This is a genomic window from Streptomyces sp. NPDC014733 (assembly GCF_043083385.1).
Taxonomy (GTDB): Bacteria; Actinomycetota; Actinomycetes; order Streptomycetales; family Streptomycetaceae; genus Streptomyces.
Window position 1 is genome coordinate 303,108 of sequence record NZ_JBIBYO010000006.1, and the last position, 24,086, is coordinate 327,193.

Genomic DNA, 24,086 nt, shown 5'->3' on the forward strand with positions numbered 1-24,086 from the left:
TCATGGCAGCGGCAGCAGGGGGCGGTGGGAAGCGGCCGAAGAGCGTCTGGCTGGCCGGGCGCCCGCCGCTCAAGCGGAAGGCGGACCAGCCGGACGGGCTGGACCTCGACAAGATCGTCGGGGCGACCGTCCGGCTGCTGGACGCCGACGGCCTGGCGAAGTTCTCGATGCGCCGCCTCGCCGCCGAGCTGGGCGTCACCGCGATGTCCGTCTACTGGTACGTCGACACCAAGGACGATCTGCTGGAGCTGGCCGTGGACGCGGTCGCCGGGGAGATGAAACTGCCGGACGAGGACGGCGGCGCGGACTGGCGCGAGCAGCTGCGGGCGCTCGCCACCGCCTACCGCGACATGCTGCTGCGCCACCCGTGGGTGGCCCGGCTGCTCGGCGAGTACCTCAACATCGGCCCCCGCTCCATGGCGTTCTCCCACGCCACGCTGCGGGTGATGGGCCGCAGCGGTCTGGGCCCCGAGCGGGCCTCCGGCGCCCTCGCCACGGTCTTCCACTTCGTCTACGGCTTCGCGACGATCCGGGCGCTGCACGAGGCCCGCTGCCGGGCCGCCGGGGTCTCCCTCGACGACTACTTCGCGCAGGTCGCCGCCGCGATGGCGGACCGCCCCGAGTACGCGGAGACCCGCGAGCTGTCCGCCCGCGCCGGGTACGCCCGCCAGGGCCAGGGCATCGTCGAGATGCTCGACCGGGAGTTCACCCTCGCCCTCGACCTCCAGATCGCGGGCATCGAGGCGATGCGGGACCGGGGCGCGGGCGGCTGACCCACGGACCGGCCCGGGGCCGGCCCCGTAGGGGATGCCCCGCGGAGGACGCGCCGTCGCTCCCGTAAGGGCTCACCCGCGGAACGGGACCGGGCCGGGCACGCGCACCCCCCAAGGTGCCCGCGCCCGGCCCGGTCCCGTACGCCGTCCGTCCCGCCGCCGTGCCGCTCGTCCTGTCGCCGCGTGGCGGCCCTGCTCAGCCCGCCATCGGCAGCGAGTCGCCCTGCACCGCCTGGATGTCGAGCTGGACCCGCAGGGTGGTGCCGATCGCCGCGATACCGGCGGCGACGACCTGGTTGTAGTTCATCTTGAAGTCCTCGCGCCGCAGCTCCGCGGTGGCGCTGAACGCCGCCCGCACGCCGCCCCACGGGTCGGGGCCGGTGCCGAGGTAGCTCAGGCTCAGGTCGACGGGGCGGACCACGCCGTGCAGCGACAGGTCACCGTGGACCGTCCAGCGGTCCGGTCCGGCCGGCTCCAGGCCGGTGCTGCGGTAGGTGATCTCCGGGAACTCCGTGACGTTCAGGAAGTCGTCGGACCGCAGATGACCGTCGCGCATACCGTTGCCGGTGTCGATCGAGGACGCCGCTATGACCGCCTCGACCGCGGACTTCTCCAGGTCCTCGGCGATCTCGATGCGCCCGCTGAACTCGGTGAACCGGCCGTGCACGCTGGTGATGCCCAGGTGCTGCGCGGTCGCCGCGACCGTCGAGTGCATCGGGTCGATCGTCCAGGTGCCGGGCGGCGGCAGCTCCGCGCCGCCCTGCCGCGCCAGCACGACGGTGCCCACGTCCATCCGGCCGCTCGCCGTCACGATCGCGCTGGAGGCGACCGGCGCGTAGCCGACGGCCGTCACGATCACCGTGTACGGACCGGGCCGCAGCGGCTCGGTGTCGCGGATGGCCCCGTCCTCGTCGGCCGTGGCGCGCAGCATCTGCGCACCCGTCATGTCGGTGACGGTCAGCACGGCGTGCTGAACCGCCCAGCCGTCCCGTGTGCGGACCTGTGCCCGTACGCCCGCAGGTCCCGCGCCCGTCGAAGTCATTCCCACTCCCGTTTCTTGCCTGGTACGTGTGCGGGCTCCGGCAGCGGCCTGCAGGCCGTCCCCTGCCTGTGCGCAGCGCCGCTGCCGGAGCCCTGGGGTCCGGTCCGGGGCGCGTCTCCGCTCAAAAAGCGCGCCCCGGTCCGGGGTCTGTCGTCGTCCGGGCGGGTGCCCGGACGGCGGGTCATTCGCCGGGGTGGGCGAGTTCGACGTCGTAGCCGTCGACCCCGCGGGCGTCGACCGCAAGGCCGTTGGCGACCGGCGGGTAGCCGCTCGCGATGACCGTGTAGTCGCCGGCGTCCAGGTCGGTGAAGGCGTACGCGCCGTCCTCACCGGTGGTGGAGGTCGCCACGACGTTGCCCGCCGCGTCGACCAGGGTGACACGGGCGTCCGGCAGCGGCCGCCGCGCGGAACCGGCCCGCACGACGCCCTCCACCTTCGCGCCGGAGAGCAGTTCGACCTCGATGCGGGTGGTGCCCTGGTTCCCGACCTCGACCGGCAGGGCCGTGGGGCGGAACTCCGCGGCGTTCACCGCGACGGTGAAGGAGCCCGACGCCAGCTCGTCGAAGGCGAAGTAGCCCTCGGGGCCGGTGACGCCGGTGGACAGCACCTCGCCGCGCACATCGGTGACGACGACCATCGCGCCCGCCACCGGCTGCCCGGTGACCGCGCTGCGGACCTGGCCGCCGAGGCCGCTGGTGCCGCTGAGGAGGATGTCGTAGCCGAGCGGCTGGTCGCCGACGATCACCGTCGACGCCTGCGGCTGGTGCCCGTCGGCCGCCGCGATCAGCACGTACGAACCGGCGCCGGGGGCGGTCAGCTCGTACGCGCCGTTCGCCTGGGCGGCGGCGCGGCCGAGCTGGCGGCCGCTGAGGGAGATCAGCGTGACCGCGGAGCGCGGCACGGGGTGGCCCTCGGGGTTGCGGATGAAGCCGGTGATCGACGGCCCGGCCGGGACGTCACCGCCGCCGGCCGACGCGAACGCCGCCAGGGGCTGGGTGGTGGCCGCCGCGGCGGGCTGCGCCCAGGAGGGCGTGTGCTCGTCGGTGGGGGCACCCGCGCCGACGAGGGCGGGCTCCCGCTCGTCCGCGGCCGCTGCGGCCGCCGGGGCCGGGGTGGCCGCGGGGGTGGCGGCCGGGGTGGCCGCCGGCTCCTCGCCGTCCGCGTTCTGGGCCAGTCCGCCGCGAGTCTTCAACGGGACCTCCTTGATGAACAGGGTGAACAGGAAGGCCAGCAGGGCGCACGGGGCCGCGATCAGGAAGATGTCGGCGACACCGTGCCCGTAGGCGCTCTCCATGACGGTACGGAGCGGGGCCGGGAGCGCGTCAAGGTCCGGGATGCCCCCGCCGCCGCCACCCTGGGCAGCGGCCTTGGCCGCCTTCGGGCCCAGCTCGGCGAGGCCGTCCTTCACGTAGTGGGTGACCCGGGTGGCCATCACGGCACCGAGCGCCGAGACGCCGACCGCACCGCCGAGGGAGCGGAAGAAGGTGACGACGGACGAGGCGGAGCCGAGGTCCTGCGGTGCGACCTGGTTCTGCGTGCAGAGCACCAGGTTCTGCATCATCATGCCGATGCCCAGACCCATCAGGGCCATGAAGATCGCGACGTGCCAGTAGGCGGTGTCGTAGCGGATGGTGCCGAGCAGGCCCAGACCCGCGGTGACCAGGGCGCCGCCGGAGACCAGCCACGCCTTCCACTTGCCGGTCTTGGTGATGATCTGGCCCGACACGGTCGAGGAGATGAACAGACCGCCGATCATCGGGATCGTCATCACACCGGACATCGTCGGCGACTCGCCGCGCGCCAGCTGGAAGTACTGGCTGAAGAAGACGGTGCCGGTGAACATCGCGATACCGACGAACAGCGAGGCCAGCGAGGCGAGGGTGATCGTCTTGTTGCGGAACAGCCGCAGCGGGATGATCGGTTCCTTCGCCTTGGACTCGACGAAGACGAAGAGCGCACCGAGGACGACGGAGCCGCCCACCATCGCGGCGGTCTGCCACGACATCCAGTCGTACTTGTCACCGGCCAGCGTGACCCACACCAGCAGCAGCGAGACCGCCGCGCTGATGAAGAAGGCGCCCGCCCAGTCGACCTTGACGCCCTCGCGCTTGACGACGGGGAGCTTCAGGGTCTTCTGCAGCACGATCAGCGCGATCACCGCGAAGGGCACGCCGACGTAGAAGCACCAGCGCCAGCCCATCCAGCTGGTGTCGGTGATGACGCCACCGAGCAGCGGGCCGCCGACGGTGGCGACGGCGAAGGTGGCACCGAGGTAACCGCTGTACCGCCCGCGCTCACGCGGGGAGATCATCGCGGCCATGACGATCTGCGCCAGGGCGGAGAGACCGCCGACGCCGATGCCCTGGACCACCCGGCAGGCGATCAGCATCCCGGCGTTCTGCGACAGACCGGCGATGACCGAACCCGCGACGTAGATGATCAGCGCGATCTGGACCAGCAGCTTCTTGCTGAACAGGTCGGAGAGCTTGCCCCACAGCGGGGTGGTCGCGGTCATCGCCAGCAGCGATGCCGTGACGACCCAGGTGTAGGCGGACTGGCCGCCGTCGAGGTCGTGGATGATCTCGGGGAGCGCGTTCGACACGATGGTCGACGACAGGATGGCGACGAACATTCCGAGCAGCAGCCCGGAGAGTGCCTCCATGATCTGACGGTGCGTCATGGGCGGCTGTCCGGAGGCGGGTATGCCCCCGTGCTTGGCGTGGCCGCCCCGCACACCGGCTGGTGTGGTCGTAGCCATGTGGTTCCTTTTCATCCTGCGGGTGTACGGGTGGTGGAGTCGTGATGCGCCCGGGTACGGCAGTCGCCGAAGCTCGTACGGAGTCGCGTGAGCAGTTCGACGAGGTGGCCGACGTCGCTGTCGGACCAGTCGTCCAGGTACCGGGCGAGTGTGTGGGTGTAGCGCTCGGAAAGCTCCGTCAGGAGTTCCTTGCCGCTCGGGGTCAGACGCAACAGACGCGACCGCTTGTCCGCCGGGTCGGGCTTGCGCTCGATCCAGCCGCGGTCCGCGACGTGGGCGACGTGCCGGCTGGTCACCGACATGTCGATCGCGAGCAGCTCGGCCAGCTGGCTCATCCGCATCTCGCCGTGACGGTCGAGGAGGGTGAGCAGGCCGGCCGAGGCGGGCGGGCAGTCCTGGGGCAGGATGCGCCCCATTTCACGCTTGACGGCTCCGATGGCGCTGAGCTGCCTGGCCAGTTCCTCGTACTGACTCTGGGCGGCCATGGGCTCCTCCACGCGGTTTTGTTGCTTGAGGCAACCATAGGGTCGGTTGGTTGCTGAAGGCAAACGAATAGGTGGCCCCTACGGTAAAGGGGAGGGCAAGGTGATCTCAGCCCGGGGTCAAGGGAATTGACGATCACCGGGAAGTCGCAGGTCAGCGCCGCCTGTCCGCGGTGTCCGGGCGGCTCCGGAATGTGGGCAGCGTCACGTGGGACGTCCAGGCGGGCGCTCCGGGCGCCTCAGTGGCGCCGGTGGCGGTGTGCGAGGCGGCGCCCGGGCCGCCGTTCCGCGCCTTCCGCCCCTCACTGCCCCCTCTGCCACAAAGGCCCCTTTGCCTCTCCCTTCTCCCCTCCTCTCCGTTACGTACCGGGAGGGCGCGGCCTTCGGGCGGGGCAGGGGCGGTCGGGCGGCGGGTGCGTGGTGCCGGCCGGCCGCTTCCGGGGGCGTTCCGGCGCCGCCTCGCGCACGGTCCAGGGGTGCTCCGAAGAGCGTGGTTCGCTAGGGTCCTTGCCCATGGCGACCAACCCGCAGAACCAGGCCGAGGGCAACTACGACCCGGCGGGCAGCACACAGATGTTCCGCGCCTTCGTCGACGAGGGCGGCACCCCGCAGGCCGGCGGCCGCCGCGCTCCGGCCCCCGAGCAGTCGGCCGGCCCCCGCGTCGGCCTGATCGTCGGCATCGTCGTCGCCGTGGTGGTCGTCGCCGCAGCGGTCTGGCTCGCCTTCGCCTGACCCCGGCACCACCCCTCACCCCTCCGTACAGCGCGGGGCCCGGAATCCTTTCGGGCCCCGTTTTCGCGTGCGGGTGCGGGTGCGGGCTCGCTCATCGGGCCTCGGGCCTCGGGCTGAGGGCGAGGTCGGGGGCGGCCGGTCCGTCCCCCGGTTCGTTACCCAGGTTTCCGTTGTGCCTTCTGTGCCTTCTGTGCCTTCGTCGCGGGGGCGGTGCCGGGCCCGGAGGCGGGGGCGTCCCCGGGGTGGCGGGTCCAGTCGAAGGTGACATCCTTGGTGTCGATGTGCATCCCCAGCGGGACCCGCCAGGCGTCCACGCAGATCCGGTACGAGGCGGTGCGGCGGGCGCCCGGTGCGAGGGGCAGCGGGAGCTTCCGGGTCGAGGTGCGGGTGTCCCAGTCGATGCCGAGGGCGCCGATGATGTGCGTCCCGAACGTGACCGTGCCGACGGTGACCGGCTCCGTACCGGTGTTCACCACGGGGAACGTGACCTTCTCGCACCACCGCTCCCCGCCGTCCGCCCGTTCCGGCTTCCCGATCACCAGACCCGCGGGCGCGCCCTCGCCCGCGGGGAGGGTGGGGGAGGGGAGCCCGGGAGGCGACGGCGTGCCCGGGTTGCCGGGTGAGCCCGAAGGGTCCGGTGTGCCGGGCGTCCCCGGCCGGGCGGGCGGCGAGGCGGACGAGCCGGCCCCGCCCGGTGCGCCGGCCCCACCCGGCATATCGGCCCCGCCCGGAGCGTTGGGGATACCGGGGATGCCGGAACCCTCAGGGTCCTTCCCTGAATGATCCGGAATGCCGGAACCCCCGCTGCCGGGCGTGGAGTTGGCCGGATCTTTGCCCTCGCCGGCATTCCCGGTTGCGTCGCCGCCATCCCCGCCGGACGAGCCGGATCCGTCCAGCGGGGTCAGCTCGACGCCCTTCCCGGAGGGTGTGCCGGACGGGACGCTCGCCCCGGCGGCGCCGACCGCCGCGTACCCCTGACCGGCTCCGCTTCCGCAGCCCACGAGTGCCGCGCCGCCAAGGCAGCACACGGCGACCGCCGACGCGGTACGGGAGGGGCGGAGGCGGCGGGGGGCCGAGGCGGGCCCCGGTGGGCGTACGGCGCCGGGTGCGGGGTGCGAGGGCGTGTCACGGGCGGCCGGGCGGGGTGACTGTCGCATCGGCCCAGTGTTGATGACGGGCCGTCAGATTCCTAGACCTCGGCGGGCGCCATCACCGAGGGACCGCCGGAGACCGGCGCGTCGACCCGGGGCGCGACCGTCAGGTGAGGGGAGAGGCCGAGGCGAGGAGCCGAGGGGCGTCAGAAGAGCCGCCACGGTCGAGAAGAGCCGCCAAGGGGCGCGGCGGAACGACCGGGCCCGGAGACCCGGGAGGGAGTCCCGGCGCGAACCCGGGAAGAGAAGCCCCGGTACGAACTCTGGGACGAAGCCCCGGTGAAAGCCCCGGGGCGCAATGCGGCAGGCGAGGGAGGTGACCGGGAAGAGAGGCGACCGGCTGACGGAGGTGTCGGGCCGATGGTTCTCTTCGCAGTCCGCCGAGTGGTGCGCATCGTGTGAACGGTGGTGCGCGTGGTGCTGGTGGTGCGATGACGCGGGAGGTCAACGACCGCTCGGCGGACCCGTCCTCATTCGGCGATCAGCCCTTCCCGCAGCTGGGCGAGAGTGCGGGTGAGAAGGCGGGAGACGTGCATCTGCGAGATGCCGACCTCTTCGCCGATCTGCGACTGCGTCATGTTGGCGAAGAAGCGCAGCATGATGATCTGCCGTTCCCGCGCCGGCAGCTTGGCCAGCAGCGGCTTGAGGGACTCGCGGTACTCCACGCCTTCCAGCGCGGTGTCCTCGTAGCCCAGGCGGTCCGCGAGCGAGCCCTCGCCGCCGTCGTCCTCGGGGGAGGGCGAGTCGAGCGAGGAGGCGGTGTAGGCGTTGCCGACGGCGAGACCGTCGACGACGTCCTCCTCCGACACCCCGAGCGCGCGGGCGAGTTCGGGGACGGTCGGCGAGCGGTCGAGCTTCTGTGACAGCTCGTCGCTGGCCTTGGTGAGGGCGAGCCGCAGCTCCTGGAGGCGGCGCGGGACCCGCACCGACCAGGAGGTGTCGCGGAAGAAGCGCTTGATCTCGCCGACGACCGTTGGCATTGCGAACGTCGGGAACTCCACTCCGCGTTCGCAATCGAAACGGTCGATCGCCTTGATCAGACCGATCGTGCCGACCTGGACGATGTCCTCCATCGGCTCGTTACGGCTGCGGAACCGGGCTGCCGCGTACCGCACCAGCGGGAGGTTCAGCTCGATCAGGGTGTCGCGGACGTACGTACGCTCCGCGCAGTCCTTGTCGAGCGTGGCCAGCCGCAGGAACAGGGAGCGGGAGAGCGTGCGGGTGTTGATGGCGTCGTCGTCGTGCACGGGTGACGCGGGCGCGGGAATCGCGGGAATCACCTTTGAGCTGTCCAGTTCTACGGACATGCCACCCCCTTGAGGTCGCGGGTCGGGTCGCTGCGGCGTCCCCGGACCGAGGCGGACCGGAGAGTGATACCTCCACCTGAATACCGGAGGCGGCGCCGCGGCAAACGCGGTTCCAGCAGAATGTCACATGTCGGCAACGCGCTGTAGCGTCATGTCGACATATCTGCGCAGGAACGCGGGGTCCCGTGTCGCCCCTGCCGGTTAGACCTCGATCCTGTTTGCGGATCTCAGCCGGGCGAAGCTCCGTGACAGTAGCCGCGAGACATGCATCTGCGACACCCCCAGCTCCGCGCTGATCTGAGATTGCGTCAAGTTGCTGTAGTAACGCAGCAGCAGAATCCGCTGTTCGCGCTCGGGAAGCTGGACGAGCAGATGCCGGACGAGGTCGCGGTGTTCGACGCCGGCCAGCTCGGGGTCCTCGTAGCCGAGCCGGTCGAGGAGTCCGGGAAGGCCGTCGCCCTCCTGGGCCGCCTCCAGGGATGTGGCGTGATACGACCGTCCGGCCTCCAGGCAGGCCAGTACCTCCTCCTCGCCGATCTTGAGGCGTTCAGCGATCTCGGCGGTGGTCGGGGAGCGCCCGTGGAGCACCGTCAGGTCCTCCGTCGCGCCGTTGACCTGCACCCACAGCTCGTGGAGGCGGCGCGGTACGTGGACGGTGCGGACGTTGTCGCGGAAGTACCGCTTGATCTCGCCGACGACGGTGGGCATCGCGAAGGTGGGGAACTGCACGCCCCGGTCCGGGTCGAAGCGGTCGATGGCGTTGATCAGGCCGATGGTGCCGACCTGGACCACGTCCTCCATCGGTTCGTTGCGGCTGCGGAACCGAACGGCGGCGTACCGGACGAGCGGGAGGTTGGCCTCGATGAGGGCGGCGCGGACCCGGGTGTGCTCGGGGGTGCCGGATTCGAGCCCGGCCAGTTCGGCGAAGAGCACCTGGGTGAGCGCCCGCGTGTCCGCGCTCCGGCTCTCGCGGGATGGCGCCTTGGGCGCAGTACGGGCCGTCACGGTCACGCCACCCTTCACAATGCATGTATCCGGCAAAGCGGTCATAGCATCACAAGACATGCGCAGTGTGTGCAAGTACCGCATTACTCCGTGTTGACCGGCGAGTTGACCGCCGTAACGCGGTGCGTCGCTGCCCGGTGGGAGGGCCCCGAACGGCGTACCGTCGCGCGCGCCGGGCGCCCGCGCGTACGCCGGTACCCGTGCGGGCGTCCGCAGGTGGGCGCGGCCCGTGCCCCGTTCGCCACGTGGGCACGGAAAAGCCCCCCGCCCGGCGTCGGAGCCGGGGGCGAGGGGCGCGTCAGGGGGTGCCGGGGGCGCTCAGAATTCGTAGTCGGCGATCACCCAGGTGGCGAACGCGCGCCACTGCGCGGCGGCGTCCTGGTGGGCCGGGTGCGCGAGGTAGCGGGCGAGGGCGTCGCGGTCGGCGACGGCGGAGTTGATCGCGAAGTCGCGGGCGATGGGCCGGTCGGTGATGTTCCAGCCGCACTCCCAGTGCGTCAGCTCCGGGATCTTGTCGCCCAGCTCCATGAAGGCGCGGGCGGCCTCCTGGACGCGCGGTTCGTCCGGCGAGACGCCGTCGTTGAGCTGGAACAGGACCAGGTGGCGGATCACTGGGGCCTCCGTGCGGCGGGCGGTGCCTGGCCGGACCGGCCGGCGGTGCCGGGGGCGGTCAGCTGACCAGCTGCGTCATGAACTCGCCGACGCCCTTCGCGGCGGACGAGACACCTTCGAAGCCTATCTTCACCAGGTCGCCGGCCCGGTCGGGGGAGGTGATGATCGTGTACAGCACGAAGACGATGAGCACGTACATCGCGATCTTTCTCGCCTGCGCCATCGAACCCGTCTCCCCCTGGGCAGTGCTGCCCGCTCCCCTGTGCGACCGGGCGAGTGTAACCACTCCGGGGCCCGGCGTACCGGGCGGAAGGCGGTTCCGCGGTCCGGGCTCCGGCCGCCCGGGGCCCGCCCGCCCCGCGCGGACGGGACCAAAGGCCCATCGACGCAGGCCCTTTGGCGGACCGCGGGGGCGCCGGGCGGGGGCAGCATGGAGGTGCGCCCCGGAGGGCCCGGCAGGAGTCCCCGGGGTCGAGCCGGGCCTCACTGCGGGGCCGGTGCCGCGTACACCCCCGAACGCGGCACCGACTCGGAGGCCCGGCCCTCAGGGAAGCGGCCGGCGAACCCCGCCCGGCCGCTTCCCTTTCTTCTTCTCCTTACGGAGGCGTCTCCTTACGGTGGCGTCCCCTCACGGAGGCGTCGCCCCGGGCGGTCCGCTCCCCTCGGGTGTGCGGCGCCGGGCGGTACGGTGCGTGCGCGCGGGCCGAGCGGGTGTCCGCGCCGCCGATAATGGCGTACGCCGCGGACGGTCTCCGGGTCGCGGCCCAGCGTCCGACGCACGCCCGAGGGGGATCACACCATGGACAGGGACATACGCCGCGCACCGGGAACCGGCGTGGCCGGGGGGACGGCCGCGGAGGCCGGTAACTCCGCACTCCGTAAGGGGGGTTCGCGCAGCGCCCGGCGCCGGGCCGCGACGGTGCTCGCGCTGCTCTTCGGTCTGCTGGGCGCGGCCGCCGGGCCCGCGACCGCCGCCGTGGCCCGTCCGGCCGCGGTCGTCGTGCACCACGCCGGGGCGGCCGTGGACGGGACGAAGTCCGGTGCGGATGCCGCCGGTTCACCGCGTCCGGTCGTCGCGGCTGCGGCCACGACCGGGGAGGCGGGGAACGCCACCGTCGCCACCGCTTCGAAGATCAAGAAGGTGCACTACGCCCACGCGAAGTCCGGGAAAAAGAAGAAGGGCTTCTTCAAGAAGCTGGGCATCTTCCTGATCGTGCTCGTGGTGATCTTCCTGCTCGTCGTGGTGCTGGTGATCTGGCTGATCGTCCACTTCGTGCGCAAGGCGTTCCGCCGCGGCCGGAGCTGACCGCCGCACCGCCGTCACGCCGACGTACCGCCCGCCGCCCGGAAGTGTCCGGACGGCGGGCGTTCGCGTTGGCGCAGGTCGGAGAGGTGCGGAGGGGCATTGGGGTGAGGAGGCGCGGGGTGGGCTTGCATGAAAATTCTAAACACTGCATACTCTTGCTATGTCCAAGGTCCTTACCTCCCTCCCCGTCGGTGAGCGCGTCGGCATCGCCTTCTCGGGCGGCCTCGACACCTCGGTCGCGGTCGCGTGGATGCGCGACAAGGGCGCGGTCCCGTGCACCTACACCGCCGACATCGGCCAGTACGACGAGCCCGACATCGCCTCGGTGCCCGGCCGCGCGCAGACCTACGGCGCCGAGATCGCCCGCCTGGTCGACTGCCGGGCCGCCCTGGTCGAGGAAGGTCTGGCTGCGCTGACCTGCGGCGCGTTCCACATCCGCTCCGGCGGTCGCCCCTACTTCAACACCACACCGCTCGGCCGCGCCGTCACCGGCACGCTCCTGGTCCGGGCGATGCTGGAGGACAACGTCCAGATCTGGGGCGACGGCTCCACCTACAAGGGCAACGACATCGAGCGGTTCTACCGCTACGGTCTGCTCGCCAACCCGAACCTGCGGATCTACAAGCCCTGGCTGGACGCCGACTTCGTCACGGAGCTGGGCGGCCGCAAGGAGATGTCGGAGTGGCTGCTCGCCCACGACCTCCCCTACCGGGACTCCACCGAGAAGGCGTACTCCACCGACGCCAACATCTGGGGCGCCACCCACGAGGCGAAGACCCTGGAGCACCTGAACGTCTCCCTGGAGACGGTCGAGCCGATCATGGGCGTCAAGTTCTGGGACCCGTCGGTCGAGATCCTCACCGAGGACGTCACGATCGGCTTCGAGCAGGGCCGCCCGGTGACGATCAACGGCAAGGAGTTCGGCTCCGCCGTCGACCTCGTCATGGAGGCCAACGCCGTCGGCGGCCGCCACGGCATGGGCATGTCCGACCAGATCGAGAACCGGATCATCGAGGCCAAGAGCCGCGGCATCTACGAGGCGCCCGGTATGGCCCTGCTGCACGCCGCGTACGAGCGCCTGGTCAACGCGATCCACAACGAGGACACCCTCGCCCAGTACCACAACGAGGGCCGCCGCCTGGGCCGCCTCATGTACGAGGGCCGGTGGCTGGACCCGCAGGCCCTGATGGTCCGCGAGTCGCTCCAGCGCTGGGTCGGCGCCGCCGTCACCGGCACGGTCACCCTCCGGCTGCGGCGCGGCGAGGACTACTCGATCCTCGACACGACCGGCCCGTCCTTCAGCTACCACCCGGACAAGCTGTCCATGGAGCGCACCGAGGACTCGGCGTTCGGTCCCGTCGACCGGATCGGCCAGCTCACCATGCGCAACCTCGACATCGCCGACTCGCGCGCCAAGCTGGAGCAGTACGCCGGCATCGGCCTCATCGGCACCACCAGCCCCGCCGTCGGCGCCGCCCAGGCCGCCGCGACCGGCCTGATCGGCTCCATGCCCGAGGGCGGCGCCGAGGCCATCGCCTCCCGCGGCGAGGTCTCCGCCGAGGATGAGGCCCTGGACCGCGCCGCGATGGAATCCGGCACGGACTGAGCATTCCCCTTCGGCGGGCCCCGTGGACTCCGGTCCGCGGGGCCCGCCGCGCGTGCGGCCGGTACGCGCCCGGCAGGCGCCCGCCCCGCGGCCGTCGGCACGCCACTCTCACCCCTTCGTCCCCACACACCCCACTCGCCTCCAACTCCCTCGTGGATAAAGCGAGTTGACGCCCACTTCACCCCCCTGCGACTACGCTGGAACGATGGTGTGACGCGGGGGACGGGGGCGGAGCAGTGGAGATGCTGGACGCTGTCATCGGGGTGATCAGCGGGGCCACCGCCCTCGCCTCGACGTACTTCGGATACGTGGCCGTGCGCGGACAGCTCCGCCGACGGCGGCCACCGGCACCGGCCGAACCACCGGCACCGGCCGAGCCCCCTGCGCCCGACCCCGTATCCGCCTACGACGTCTTCGTCTCGTACGCCGACGCGGACGCCGGCCCGGCCCGGCGGATCGCCGACCGGCTGCGGGAAGCGGGCCTCGCGGTCTTCCTCGACGCATGGATCGGCCCGGGGCTCGTGGCGTCGCTGGAGAAGGAGCGGGCGCTGCTCGCGACGGCCAACGGCGTGCTGCTCTTCAGCCGCGCCACCATGGCCGACCCGGCGATCCGCGACGAGTACGCGGCGCTGTTGCAGCGGGCCCACACCGGCGGGCGGCGGTTCGTCCCCGTCCTGATCGACGACGTTCCGCTCCCGCCGTTCGCCCGGATCCGCCGGCCGCTCGACCTGCGGGCGTCCGGCGCCGACGGGTGCGACGCGCAGTTGGCCGCCCTCGTCCGCGCCGTGGGCGGCGGCGCCGGGCCCGACACCGGCGGAGGCCGCCCGTGAGCGAGGTGTTCCTCTCCCACGCACCCGAAGACACCGCATGGGCCACGGAGTTGGCCACCCGCCTCACCGCCCACGGTGTCCAGATCTTCCTCGACGCATGGCAGCTGCTCCCGGGCGACGTGGTCGTGCACCGGCTGGAGGCGGAGATCCGCGCCGCCACCACCGCCCTGGTGCTGATCAGCCCGGCATCGGCCGCCTCACCGCGCGCCCACGAGGAGTACGCCGCCCTCGCCACCGCCGGGGCCCGCGGGGACCTGCGGTTCATCCCGCTGCTCCGCGGCGACGTCACCGTCCCGCCGTTCGCCGCGAACCGCACCTGGCGCGACTTCCGCGACCTCGGCGCCCAGGAGTACGACGCCAAGGTCGCCGAACTCGCCGCCGTCATCCTCGGCCACGCCCCGGACCCCGCCACCGGCCACGCGGACAGCCTCGCCGCGGCCCTGCCCGCCCCGCCCCGGCCGCTCACCCCGCCCGAGGAGCCCGGCGTCGTCCTCTGCTACGCCGCCGCCGACGCCGCCTACGGGCAGGCGCTCGCCGCCGCGCTGCGCACAGCCGGGCTCCCCACCTGGTCCGTCGGGGACCTGCGGCCCGGGGACGCGCACTTCTGGACCATCCGGCAGCGCCTGCGGTACGCCACCGCCGTCGTGGTCCTCATGTCCCCGCAGTCCCAGGACTCCGACGACATCACCCGGATGATCCTGGAAGGGCTGCTGCACGACCGGCCCTTCTTCCCCGTCCTGCTCCACGGCGACCGCAACTACCACCTGGCGCACACCTGGTACCTCGACGCCCGGGACGGACGGCTGCCCGGAGCGGACCACGTCGCCCTGCTGCGGCGCCTGCACGACGCCCACGGCGAGGGCCGTCCGCTCGGCCCCGCCGACATCCTGCCCGCCCCGCTCGCCCGGCCCCCGGTCCGCGCCGTCCGCATCCCGGCGGTCACCTCCCTCGACGGGCTCGCCCACGCCCTGCGGCAGGGCGAATGGGCCCACGCCGACCTGCTGACCACCTCGCTCCTGCTGGAGGCCGCCGGCCGGCTCGACGACGGCTGGCTGCGCGCCCGCGACGCCCGGCGCGTGCCGTCCGGCGTGCTCGCCGGCATCGACGCGCTGTGGGCCGGCCACACCCACGACCGTCAGGGCTTCACCGCCCAGGCGCGGACGGCGACGGTGCGCGGCACCCGGCACGCGGAGTTCCTGACCCTGTCGGTGGCCTGCGGCTGGCGCGGCTCGGAGACGGGCGGCGTACCGCGCTCCTACCGGGAGTTCACCGCGGCGGCGGGGCCCGGTGGCCGTCCGGGCTTCTACCCGACGCTGCGCAACCCGCAGACCGAGCGGTTCCCGGACTGGTACGACCAGTGGACGGCGACCGTACTGGCCACGCATCTGCACTTCCACCACGAGGGGGCTTCCCGCTGATGGCATGGTTGCTGATCCCGGTACTGCTCGGTGCCCTGGCCGGTCTGGCGTGGTACGGCCGCGTCGTCGTCCCACCGGACAAGGTCGGCATCGTCACCCGGCGGTACGGGCGCGCCGACGCGGAGTTCCGGCGGATCACCCCGCGCTCCTCGCGGGGCATCTGGGCACGCACGCTCCTCCCGGACCGCTACATCTGGATGCTGCCCGGCCTGTACGACGTCACCTTCGTCGACCGGGTGCGCATCCCGGTGGACAGCATCGGCGTGGTCACCGCCCACGAGGGACGCAAGAAGCCGAAAGGGCGGACCGTCGGCCGGGCCGTGGAGTGCGACTTCTACCAGGACGGCCAGGCGTTCCTGCTGAACGGCGGCGAGCAGGGCGTCCAGGTCGTCACACTGAGCGGCGGTCACACCTACGACCTCAACACCGAACTCTTCAGCGTCGAGCTGGCCCCGCGCACCTACGTGGGCTCCGGAACGATCGGCCTGGTGAGCGCCAAGGACGGCGGGAACCGGCAGCTGGACCGGTTTTTCGGCCCGCATGTGGAGTGCGACAACTTCCAGGACGGGGAGGCATTCCTGGCCGGCGGCGGGGAGCAGGGCCGGCAGATGGCGGTGCTGGCCGGTGGCTCGTACTACGACATCAATCCGGCGCTCTTCGAAATCGTCACCACCGACAACGTCACCACCGACCGCTTCCGCGGCAGCGGGCTGACCGTCCACCACCTCCGGGAGATCACCGTTCCGGTCGGTTTCACCGGTGTGGTCGTCACGCTCGACGGCGCGGATCCCGAGGAGGACGCCGACGACGAGCTGGGGCCGCGGGTGCCGGGGCACCGGCGCTTCCAGCTGCCGTGGGTGTTCCTGGAGAACGGCGGGCGCCGCGGTGTGCAGGAGGAGACGCTCGCCGAGGGGCCGGTCTACACCCTCAACCCGTGGTTCGTGCGCGTGATGCTGGTCCCGACCCGGCTGCTGATCCTGGAGTGGATGTACAAGACCGCGTCGGCGTCCCGGAACTACGACGCACAGCTGCGGCAGATCGTCGTGACCGTCCAGGGCCACCGGCTGTCGGTGGAGATGAGCCAGACCCTGGTCATCCCCCGGAAGGCCGCGCCCCGGCTGATCCGCGAATTCGGCGGCACCCAGACCTCCGTTCTCGGCGGGCTGGAGAACGATCCGATCCCGGTGCAGCGGTTCGTCGAGCGGGTGCTCGGCGCGACCGTCGCCTCGTACTTCAACGAGATCGCCGCCGCCTCCACGGTCTCGGAGTTCCTGAGCACCTACGCGGAGACCCGGACCGACCTCGCCGCGCAGGTACGCACCGCCCTGGAGGCCGCGGGCGTGGAGGCGCGGCTGACGACGCTCGGTGAGTTCCGGGCCGAGGACGAGTCGCTCAACGACGCCCTGAAGCGGACGTTCGAGGCGGAGCAGCGGGGCGAATGGCTCGCCCACGAGAAGAAGAACGCCGAGGCCGAGCTGGAGATCGAGGAGCGGCGGCTGATCGCCGAGCGGCGGCGTGCCGTGCTGGAACTCGACGGGGAGATCGAGGCGCTGGGCCGGGACAACGTCGCGATGATCCGCATCATCAAGGAGATCTCCGGTATGCAGGTCCCGCAGTACATCGGCGGCGGGGACATCTCCACCTACATCGACGCCCTGCCGATGTCGGCGGTGGCCCGGATGATGGACCGGGTCAGGTCGCTCCGCTCGGAACAGCAGCTGGGCGGGGCGACGGAGGCCCCCGTACTGCCGGAGGGGCGGGGCGCGGCCGTCGACGCGGAGACGCTGGAGGACGTCGAGGCGGTGGAGGCCGACGAGACCCAGAGGTGAGGCGTCGCCCGGCGGGCCGCGGTGACCTGTGCCGGCGGCCCGTAGGGGCTCATCGACCGCTCGCGCCTACGGGCTCACCGACCGCCAGATCCGCTCCGGCATCTCCCGTACGGCCGCGTCCAGGTCGACGTCGCCCAGGGAGAGCCAGCGGCGGGCGAGCCCCGTGACCGGCCCCAGGATGAGGGATTCGAGGACGGGCAGGGGGAGTTCGGCCAGTTCGCCGGCCTCCTGGTGGGCGTGGAGCCAGGCGGCGAGGGGGGCGAGGCGGGCCTCCTGGGAGCCGCGGAGCTGGGCGGCGCGCGCCATGGCCTCGCGGTCCACGGGGGCCGAGTGCATGAGCCGGGACGCGTCCGGGTGCGCCTGGATGAAGCGCAGATAGACCCGGACCACCGCCTGGACGCCGGCGCGCGCGTCGTCCACCTGCGCCAGCGCGGCGGTCATCTCCTCCAGCAGCCGCGCCAGCCAGCGCTGCGCCAGCGCGGTCAGTACGCCCGGCAGGCTGCCGAAGTGGTGGTAGATGCTGCCCGCGCTGACGCCGCTGGCCGCGGTGATCGCGCCCAGCGTGAGGCCGGCCTCACCGTCCGCCGCGTAGATCTCCAGCGCGCGGTCGAGGACCTGGGCGGCGGTGGCCGCGCCGCGTTGCTGCTTCGGACTCATCGCCGCCGCCTCGCTCCCGGTTCGGGGTCCGGCGCCCCGCGGGCACCTCGGGACCAGCATAGGAGAATTTTCTAGAATTTTTTCCGGAAGATATTCCGGAAAACCGCTGTGTGCTCCACACTGCGGTGTGCGGACGCAGCGCGGCGGGGGGCCCGGCGTCCGCATCGGGCCCCCGGGCCGTGCCGCACGTTCCTGCCCGTCCGCCGGGCGGCGGCGGGAGCGTGCGGATCACCTCGGCGCCGCGGAAACCCGCGGCGCCCCGAGGGCGTCTCCTACTGCACCGCTCCACGACAACATCTCCCCCCACCGATCCGGCGGCGGGGACGACCGGGGGATCACACGGCCATGACCGACGTCCACAACGGCGTGCACGAGGACAGCGACGGCAGCGAAGGCGGCGGCGGCGGCGCCCCCGACGACGGCCTCACCCCGCTGACCGCAGCCGACCCCGCCCGCATCGGCCCCTACCTGCTGCTCGGCAGGCTCGGCGCCGGCGGCATGGGCCGTGTCTTCCTCGCCCGCTCCGCCGCGGGCCGCACCGTCGCGGTCAAGGTGGTCCACGAGGAACACGTCGCCGACCCGCAGTTCCGCGCCCGCTTCCGCCGCGAGATCAACGCCGCGCGCCGGGTGAACGCGCGGTACACCGCCCCCGTACTGGACGCCGCCCCCGACGAGCCGCTTCCCTGGGTCGCCACCGGCTACGTCCCCGGGCTCTCCCTCGACCAGGTCGTCCGCGGCCACGGCGCGCTCCCCGCCGCGTCGGTGCTCGCCCTCGCCGACGGACTGCTGCGCGCGCTGGACGACATCCACGGCGCCGGCATCGTCCACCGCGACCTCAAGCCCTCCAACGTCATGCTCACCGCCGACGCCCCCAAGGTCATCGACTTCGGCATCGCCCGCGCCGTCGGCACCTCCGTGGAATCCCTGCTGACCAGCACGGGAATGGTGATCGGCTCCCCGGGCTTCATGTCCCCCGAACAGATCCTCGGCGACCCCGCGGGCCCCAAGAGCGACGTCTTCACCCTCGGCTGCGTCCTGACCTACGCGGCCACCGGCGCCCTTCCGTTCGGCCGCGGTGTCAGCAACCAGCACGCGGTGATGTTCCACATCGTCGAGAACGCCCCCGATCTGGACGAGGTCCACGACGCCGGACTACGGCGGCTGATCGGCCGGTGCCTGACGAAGGACGCCGGCCAACGGCCGTCCGTGGCCGAGCTGTTGGCGGGAGGGGTGGCTGCCGCCGGGGGCACCGCCGACCCCCGCTCCACACCTCCTTCCGGCGCGGACCCTCGTGCCGGTTCCGCTTCCGGCCCTCGCAGTGGCTCCGCGTCCGGTCCCCCGGCCGGGGCGTCGTGGCTGCCGCCGGAGGTGCTGGGCCGCCTCGCCCGCCAGTCGGCCCGGCTGCTGGACGCGGAGGCGGCGCCGGTACGGGAGACGGCCCCGGACCGGGAAACCGTCGGCCTGCGTCCGGCGGCACCCGTCCCGCCGGGCGCGGCGCCGGTACGGGAACCGGGAGAAGGGCCGGCCGGGGACGGAGGGGAGGCGCCCGCCGGAGAAACGCACGGGGAGCCCGCCGGAGAGAAGCCGGACGAGGCGGACCGCGCGGAAGCGCCCGCCGGGGAGACGCGCAGGGAGGCTGCCGGGGAGAAACCCGACAGGGCGACCGCCGCGGCGGCTCCCACCGGCGGAAAGAACGGGAAGCCCGCCGACGGGGAGCCTGCCGACGGGAAGCCCGCCGACGGGAAGCCTGCCGATGGGAAGCCCGCCCCGGAGCGGCGGCGCCGGCGGTGGATCGTGTCCGTGCCCGTGGTGCTGGTCCTGGGGGTGGGCGGCGGAACGCTCGCCGTGCTCCAGCCGTTCAGCCGTACCGCCACACCGCCGCCCACGGCCGGGGCGCCGCACGCGAGCGCCCCCGTGTCCCCGTCCGCACCGAGCGGCGACCCGTCCGGCCACGGCACCCACTCCGAGGCGCCCGGCAAGGACGACGACGGCAAGACCGGCGGAACGAAGGGCGCCGACGGCAAGGACGGCCGCGACGGGCACAACGGCCGTGACGCGGAGGGCGGTTCGGGCTCCGCGGCGGGCGGCGGCACCGCGGCGGGCGGCGGCTCCGGGTCCGGCGGCGGGTCCGGCTCGTCCGGCGGCGGAGGCGGCAGCGCGACCGGCGGCAGCGGCTCCGGCTCCTCCGGCGGCACGAGCGGCGGCTCCGGCGGCGATACCGTCCCCGCGCCCTTCGTCGGCAACTGGACCTACGGCGACCCGTACAACCCGGGGCAGCCGGGCTCCATCCGGATCTCCCGCTCCGGCACCGTGAGCCTGAGCGACTTCCCGTACAACAGCTGCCTGTACGAGGGCCGGGTCACCTCCCGGACGAGCAGCCGCATCAACGTCGGCGCCGCCCGGCGCGTCGGCCCCAACCCCGGCTACTGCTACGACAGCCTCGACGCCTCGTACTTCACCGTCAACGGCAGCGGCATCCAGCACAACGTCGGAGCGGCCAGCGGCAGCGGCTACTACTACAAGCGCGCATGAGGCCGTGCGGTGACCCGACCCGGACGCTACCGGTGCGGGTCACCGCGGGCGCCCACCGGCACCGACGGCGTCGCGCCGGGCCGCGGCAGCCATTCCCCGCTCGATCCCCGCGCGCCAGATCTCGCCGGTCGTGGTCACCCGCGCGGCCAGCCGGTCATACGTCTCAAGAGCGCTTTCCAGCCCGCTCGGCGCCCATCTCCGGCGCGGTATGACCTGGGGATACCGGCGCCGCCACACCTCCAGTGCCTCGATCGCCCCGGCCGACGTGTACCAGCACGCCGCCCGGACCTGGTTTTCCAGTACCGCCGGCAGCCGCAGCGGCAGCTGCTCGGGGAAGCCGCCGTCCGCCGACCCCGGCCACCGCCCGAGGCCGCGGGCCTGCGGCGGACAGGCGGGCCAGGGGCGGTCCCAGCCCCGGTCCGCCACCTCGCGCCGCACGCCGAGGGTGGCCAGGGCGTCGAGGGAGTCCAGGAGCAGACCGCGTTCCCTCATCGTCGCCAGTTCCTGTCGCCAGGCGGCGCGTACCGCGGATGCCTCGCGGCGGTTCAGCCCTCTGGTGTTCCACCGTTCGCCGGCCGCCAGTTCGCGTCTCCGGCTCCGTTGAGCGCACAACACTTCACGCAGTCGTGCCCGGGTGCCGTACGCCAGGCGCACGGTCACGGGGACGGTGCCCGCACCATTCATGACGTCATGACCTGATCAGCGAAGACGTAGTTTGCAAATTACGCTCACCAAATACCTTGCAGTAGCGTGGAGTTGGTCGACATGCGGCGTGTTCGGGGCGGATGCATTCTGGGCGGGAGGTCGGAATCACCGGCACCCCGAATTCGCCCGGTCGGGCATGGAGGAGGAGATCTCCATGACGAATACCCCATCGGTGATGGAGAGTCAGCTGTCAGTTTTCTCTCCGGATCAGGCACGTCAGGAGTGGAATCGCGTGGCCGCGGAAAACCCGGAAGTTTCCCGCACGCACAGCGCGCTGGTGGACCATCTCGGCCTGAGCAGCGCCGCCGAACTGTCCGATCCCCAGCATTTCGGCACCAGCGGAACGTTCAAACTCAGCAGTGCCGTTCCTGTGCCCCAGGAAGTGGCCAACCCGCCCGCCCAAGAGGTCCTCACCATCGAGTCCAGCCTGACGGTGCAGTCCCACACCGCCCAGGATCAGCAGGTGGCGGAGTGCGTGGCCTCGCTGGTGGGCAGCCCCGCCGGCCTCAGGGTGGACCGTGTCTTCACCCTCAGCACGACGAGCGACCAGTTCGTCTCCGGCGTGAAGGAGCACGTCACCGGCAGCAGTGGGCAGCTGGTGACCGTGGACGGCTGGTGGGACGCGTTGAAGTCCTGCCTCAGCTCCTCGGACTGCGGAGGCCAGTGCATCACCGCCGCCCTGACCTGCCCGCCGGCCACCTGGGCCGTGTACCTCGCCTGCCTCGCGGGGCGGTGTGGCCTGTGCGTTGTGAAGTGCGCTGCCTGTGCCACCTGCGACTGCACGTGGTGGTGCCGGATCGGCGCCGGATGCTGCAACAACTGAACGGGAAGAGAGTCACGTGAGAACCATCCACTGGCTGGAAGTTCCGATTCAACCGCCGACCGGCGGGAACCTCGCGGGGGTGACGAAGTACGAGGTCGGGAACGCGGTGCTCGTCCACGGGACACGGACCGCGTATGTAGGGATTGCGGATCAGCGCATGAGGCAGCAACTTCTCGCCCATCCCGACGTACGGGAGTTGAGCCCGAGCGAGCGGGAGCGCATACAGCCCGTCCCCGGCCTGCCGCTGACCTGGGAGGGGCTGGAGGGCCAGATCCCGGAGGCGGGTGCGCGGCGGAGCCGCCGGCACCCGGTCGGTCTGGGAGACGCGATCGCGGCTCTGACCCGCCGTGCCCGTATCCAGGAGTGCGGCAGCTGTGCACGGCGGCGCCGGGGGCTGAACCGGATCACGGTCTGGGGCTGGTGGCGCACCCATCCGGACCGGGCCCGGCAGAGGCGGAGCGTCGGCTCGGAAGCCGGATAGTGGTCCGCGGATCCACCGCCGCCCGATCGGGCGGCGGTGGATTTCATCCGTGTGTGCGGGCGGGACGGTCGCGTCCCCGCCCGCACACCTGTGTTCCGGGGCCGGACGCGGAGACCGGCCGTGGGGCCACCGGCCACCCCCGGATCGGGTGAACAAGCATGATTTTCCGCTCAGTTGGCGTGACAGGGGCGATAGACGTGGCGTGAGCCCGCGGAAGAAGCGGGATCGGCGTGTCCGAAGGAAGATCATGCGAGCAATCACGGTGTGCCTGATGGCGGCGGCAGCGGCGCTGGGAGCGGCGGGCCCCGCGTCCGCGGCAGGCCAGGAGCCCGGGGAGGTGGTCGTCTTCTCCACCGAGGCGCAGCCCCTCAGCGTCTACCGCGATCCGGAGGGGTGCCAGGGGCTGCCCACCACCGCCCACGTCCTGTCGAACCTCACCGACCGGCCGGTGAAGGTGTACGGGAACCCGTTCTGTCTGGGCCCGTCGGTGGTGGTACCGCCCGGTCACGGGACGCACGTACCGGGTGGCGCGGGCTCGTTCTCGGCCTGACGCGACCGGCGGCCCGCACGGCCCGCGCCCGCACGTCGGGCCCGGGGCGCGCGGGCCGCTCCGCGTTCCCCGGGCGGCGCACCGTATCGCGGCTCCCGGGGCCCGCGCGCCCCGCTGCGGTCGCGGCGCCGGGGGATTGACGCGACGCTGTGAAGAGAGCGCGGCTCGCCTCACACAGGCCGTGTGCGTCGGTGACCGCGCCGGACAGGGAGGCAGCGGCATGGCAGGAATGCCGGAAACGGGGCGGCAGCGGAGTACCCACGGCGGCGACTGGGCCATGCACGGCGGCGCCGTGTTCGCCGGGGTGGCACTGACGGTGAGCGGCTCCCTCAGCGTCCTCCAGGGCGCGACCGGGATCGCCAAGGACAGCCTCTTCTCCCCGCCCGGGTACGCCTACCGCTTCGACCTCCCCGCATGGGGCTGGATCCACCTCGTGATCGGCGTGCTGCTGCTCACCGCGGGCATCGGGGTCCTGCTGGGCAAGGCATGGGGACGCGGAGGCGGTATCGCCTTCGCGGGGAGCAGCCTGATCGCCCAGTTCATGTTCGTTCCGTACTACCCCGTGTGGTCGATCATCGTGATGGTCTTCGACCTCCTCATCGTGTGGAGCCTGAGCAGAGCGTTCCATCCGGCGACCGGCAGCGGCGGCTGAGCCGGGACCGGTGCGTCGCCGGGCGCCGTGGGGGTATGGCGGCGCGCCGGGCGCGCGCGAGCGGTGCGCGGTGACGAGCGGCTGCCGGATGTCCTCACGTCCTCCGGGGATGGCGCCCCGGGAATCGGAGCCACGGCGTTGTACGCCGTGGCTCCGTGATGCCACGTGGTGGAGCCATGCCGCGACACGGAATACCTGCACACGAATTCGGCCCCGAATGTGAGAGGGGGGAGGGGGCCGATGACGGTCGACGGTCGGAAATGTGAAGAAGCGAAGCGGCGGCTCCCGCTCGGTGTACATGCTGAAGCGTCCGTTGTCCGGAACAGCGGATTCGGCTTCCCGTGCAACTTCTTCGTGCAGCGTTCCGATTTCCCTGAGGTGACGGCAGTGGTGGATGCGATCTTCTGCCAAAAATCGCGGCGCTCGGGGCAGCGGCAGCAGCAGTCATGGCGCTCGGCGGAGGGCCACCCGCCCGGTCGCCCGGTAGCCGAAATGCTGCCCGAATTCTGAGGCATGGAGAGGAAATGCCAGCGGTGCCCGCCGCCCGGCGACCGCTTTTCGGTGACGCTGTCATTGCAGGTGGGAGCCGGTAAAGCGACGGCTTTCCGCACTTGAGTGAAGACCGGAGGGCTGTGTGAGTGGCGCCGGGATGAGGCATGTGGGCCGCGTGGCTTTTCGGCTACGTCTTACGTCGGACCGCCTCAAATCTGCACAGTGCATGGCCTGCGCGGGTTCCGAGGCATGGAACGACTGCCACGAAAACTGCCACGAAAACTTCGAAAGGTGAGTTCGGATGAAGAGGAGTGGGAAATGCGGTGGGGGTAGGGCCGCTTGG

At 72.2% G+C, this 24,086-nt stretch carries 23 protein-coding genes; 13 read left to right on the forward strand and 10 right to left on the reverse strand.

What is annotated here, in order from left to right; translation table 11 throughout:
* The first annotated feature begins 2 nt into the window (after nt 1-2).
* Nucleotides 3-773, forward strand: coding sequence for a TetR/AcrR family transcriptional regulator (locus tag ACF1BH_RS17325; protein ID WP_391643311.1), 771 nt, complete (start codon nt 3-5; stop codon nt 771-773).
* A gap of 196 nt (nt 774-969) precedes the next feature.
* On the opposite strand, the gene ACF1BH_RS17330 is transcribed toward ACF1BH_RS17325, so the two are convergent.
* The 3 genes from ACF1BH_RS17330 to ACF1BH_RS17340 all read right to left on the reverse strand — a co-directional run bounded on the left by ACF1BH_RS17330 (nt 970) and on the right by ACF1BH_RS17340 (nt 5,058).
* On the reverse strand, nt 970-1,815 hold the full coding sequence (locus ACF1BH_RS17330) for a YceI family protein (RefSeq protein ID WP_391643312.1): 846 nt from the start codon (nt 1,813-1,815) through the stop codon (nt 970-972).
* A 181-nt stretch (nt 1,816-1,996) separates the two neighbouring features.
* Complete coding sequence (locus ACF1BH_RS17335) at nt 1,997-4,573, reverse strand: MFS transporter (protein WP_391643313.1); 2,577 nt, start codon at nt 4,571-4,573, stop codon at nt 1,997-1,999.
* An 11-nt stretch (nt 4,574-4,584) separates the two neighbouring features.
* Nucleotides 4,585-5,058 carry a MarR family winged helix-turn-helix transcriptional regulator gene (locus ACF1BH_RS17340; RefSeq protein ID WP_391643314.1) on the reverse strand — a complete coding sequence of 158 codons (474 nt, stop codon included), beginning with the start codon at nt 5,056-5,058 and terminating at the stop codon, nt 4,585-4,587.
* 510 nt (nt 5,059-5,568) lie between these two features.
* Here ACF1BH_RS17340 and ACF1BH_RS17345 point away from each other — a divergent pair.
* On the forward strand, nt 5,569-5,787 hold the full coding sequence (locus tag ACF1BH_RS17345; RefSeq protein ID WP_391643315.1) for a hypothetical protein: 219 nt from the start codon (nt 5,569-5,571) through the stop codon (nt 5,785-5,787).
* 155 nt (nt 5,788-5,942) lie between these two features.
* On the opposite strand, the gene ACF1BH_RS17350 is transcribed toward ACF1BH_RS17345, so the two are convergent.
* The 5 genes from ACF1BH_RS17350 to ACF1BH_RS17370 all read right to left on the reverse strand — a co-directional run bounded on the left by ACF1BH_RS17350 (nt 5,943) and on the right by ACF1BH_RS17370 (nt 10,085).
* Nucleotides 5,943-6,326 carry a hypothetical protein gene (locus ACF1BH_RS17350; RefSeq protein WP_391643316.1) on the reverse strand — a complete coding sequence of 128 codons (384 nt, stop codon included), beginning with the start codon at nt 6,324-6,326 and terminating at the stop codon, nt 5,943-5,945.
* A 1,082-nt stretch (nt 6,327-7,408) separates the two neighbouring features.
* Nucleotides 7,409-8,245 carry an RNA polymerase sigma factor SigF gene (locus ACF1BH_RS17355; protein ID WP_391643317.1) on the reverse strand — a complete coding sequence of 279 codons (837 nt, stop codon included), beginning with the start codon at nt 8,243-8,245 and terminating at the stop codon, nt 7,409-7,411.
* 201 nt (nt 8,246-8,446) lie between these two features.
* The gene (locus ACF1BH_RS17360) at nt 8,447-9,256 is read right to left on the reverse strand and encodes an RNA polymerase sigma factor SigF (RefSeq protein ID WP_030286018.1); all 810 of its coding nucleotides are present in this window, start codon (nt 9,254-9,256) and stop codon (nt 8,447-8,449) included.
* Nucleotides 9,257-9,568: 312 nt separating this feature from the next.
* Nucleotides 9,569-9,862: a Dabb family protein gene (locus ACF1BH_RS17365; protein ID WP_391643318.1), complete on the reverse strand. Its 294-nt coding sequence runs from the start codon at nt 9,860-9,862 to the stop codon at nt 9,569-9,571.
* A gap of 58 nt (nt 9,863-9,920) precedes the next feature.
* Nucleotides 9,921-10,085, reverse strand: a complete 165-nt coding sequence (locus ACF1BH_RS17370) for a hypothetical protein (protein WP_345078330.1) — start codon at nt 10,083-10,085, stop codon at nt 9,921-9,923.
* A 576-nt stretch (nt 10,086-10,661) separates the two neighbouring features.
* On the opposite strand from ACF1BH_RS17370, the gene ACF1BH_RS17375 reads away from it, so the two are divergent.
* From ACF1BH_RS17375 to ACF1BH_RS17395, 5 genes are all read left to right on the forward strand, one after another.
* A complete protein-coding gene (locus ACF1BH_RS17375) occupies nt 10,662-11,168 on the forward strand; it encodes a hypothetical protein (RefSeq protein WP_391643319.1) in 507 nt (168 codons plus the stop codon).
* Between the two features lie 160 nt (nt 11,169-11,328).
* Complete coding sequence (gene argG, locus ACF1BH_RS17380; RefSeq protein ID WP_391643320.1) at nt 11,329-12,774, forward strand: argininosuccinate synthase; 1,446 nt, start codon at nt 11,329-11,331, stop codon at nt 12,772-12,774.
* Nucleotides 12,775-13,016: 242 nt separating this feature from the next.
* On the forward strand, nt 13,017-13,604 hold the full coding sequence (locus tag ACF1BH_RS17385) for a toll/interleukin-1 receptor domain-containing protein (protein WP_391643321.1): 588 nt from the start codon (nt 13,017-13,019) through the stop codon (nt 13,602-13,604).
* Complete coding sequence (locus ACF1BH_RS17390) at nt 13,601-15,022, forward strand: TIR domain-containing protein (protein ID WP_391643322.1); 1,422 nt, start codon at nt 13,601-13,603, stop codon at nt 15,020-15,022. Before ACF1BH_RS17385 ends, ACF1BH_RS17390 begins: the two co-directional genes overlap by 4 nt.
* The gene (locus ACF1BH_RS17395; RefSeq protein ID WP_391643323.1) at nt 15,022-16,851 is read left to right on the forward strand and encodes an SPFH domain-containing protein; all 1,830 of its coding nucleotides are present in this window, start codon (nt 15,022-15,024) and stop codon (nt 16,849-16,851) included. The genes ACF1BH_RS17390 and ACF1BH_RS17395 overlap by 1 nt, the downstream gene beginning before the upstream one ends.
* A 66-nt stretch (nt 16,852-16,917) precedes the next feature.
* On the opposite strand, the gene ACF1BH_RS17400 is transcribed toward ACF1BH_RS17395, so the two are convergent.
* Complete coding sequence (locus ACF1BH_RS17400) at nt 16,918-17,508, reverse strand: TetR/AcrR family transcriptional regulator (protein WP_391643324.1); 591 nt, start codon at nt 17,506-17,508, stop codon at nt 16,918-16,920.
* 345 nt (nt 17,509-17,853) lie between these two features.
* Between ACF1BH_RS17400 and ACF1BH_RS17405 the strand changes: the two genes are divergently transcribed.
* The gene (locus ACF1BH_RS17405) at nt 17,854-20,040 is read left to right on the forward strand and encodes a protein kinase (RefSeq protein WP_391643325.1); all 2,187 of its coding nucleotides are present in this window, start codon (nt 17,854-17,856) and stop codon (nt 20,038-20,040) included.
* 39 nt (nt 20,041-20,079) lie between these two features.
* On the opposite strand, the gene ACF1BH_RS17410 is transcribed toward ACF1BH_RS17405, so the two are convergent.
* On the reverse strand, nt 20,080-20,532 hold the full coding sequence (locus ACF1BH_RS17410; protein ID WP_391643326.1) for a hypothetical protein: 453 nt from the start codon (nt 20,530-20,532) through the stop codon (nt 20,080-20,082).
* A gap of 367 nt (nt 20,533-20,899) precedes the next feature.
* Here ACF1BH_RS17410 and ACF1BH_RS17415 point away from each other — a divergent pair, with 367 nt between their 5' ends.
* The 5 genes from ACF1BH_RS17415 to ACF1BH_RS17435 all read left to right on the forward strand — a co-directional run bounded on the left by ACF1BH_RS17415 (nt 20,900) and on the right by ACF1BH_RS17435 (nt 23,761).
* On the forward strand, nt 20,900-21,568 hold the full coding sequence (locus ACF1BH_RS17415; RefSeq protein ID WP_391643327.1) for a hypothetical protein: 669 nt from the start codon (nt 20,900-20,902) through the stop codon (nt 21,566-21,568).
* Between the two features lie 157 nt (nt 21,569-21,725).
* Complete coding sequence (locus ACF1BH_RS17420; RefSeq protein WP_391643328.1) at nt 21,726-22,049, forward strand: hypothetical protein; 324 nt, start codon at nt 21,726-21,728, stop codon at nt 22,047-22,049.
* A 247-nt stretch (nt 22,050-22,296) separates the two neighbouring features.
* Nucleotides 22,297-22,599, forward strand: coding sequence for a hypothetical protein (locus tag ACF1BH_RS17425; protein ID WP_391643329.1), 303 nt, complete (start codon nt 22,297-22,299; stop codon nt 22,597-22,599).
* A 220-nt stretch (nt 22,600-22,819) separates the two neighbouring features.
* On the forward strand, nt 22,820-23,251 hold the full coding sequence (locus tag ACF1BH_RS17430; protein WP_391643330.1) for a hypothetical protein: 432 nt from the start codon (nt 22,820-22,822) through the stop codon (nt 23,249-23,251).
* A gap of 240 nt (nt 23,252-23,491) precedes the next feature.
* Nucleotides 23,492-23,761 carry a hypothetical protein gene (locus tag ACF1BH_RS17435; protein ID WP_391643331.1) on the forward strand — a complete coding sequence of 90 codons (270 nt, stop codon included), beginning with the start codon at nt 23,492-23,494 and terminating at the stop codon, nt 23,759-23,761.
* Nucleotides 23,762-24,086 lie beyond the last annotated feature (325 nt).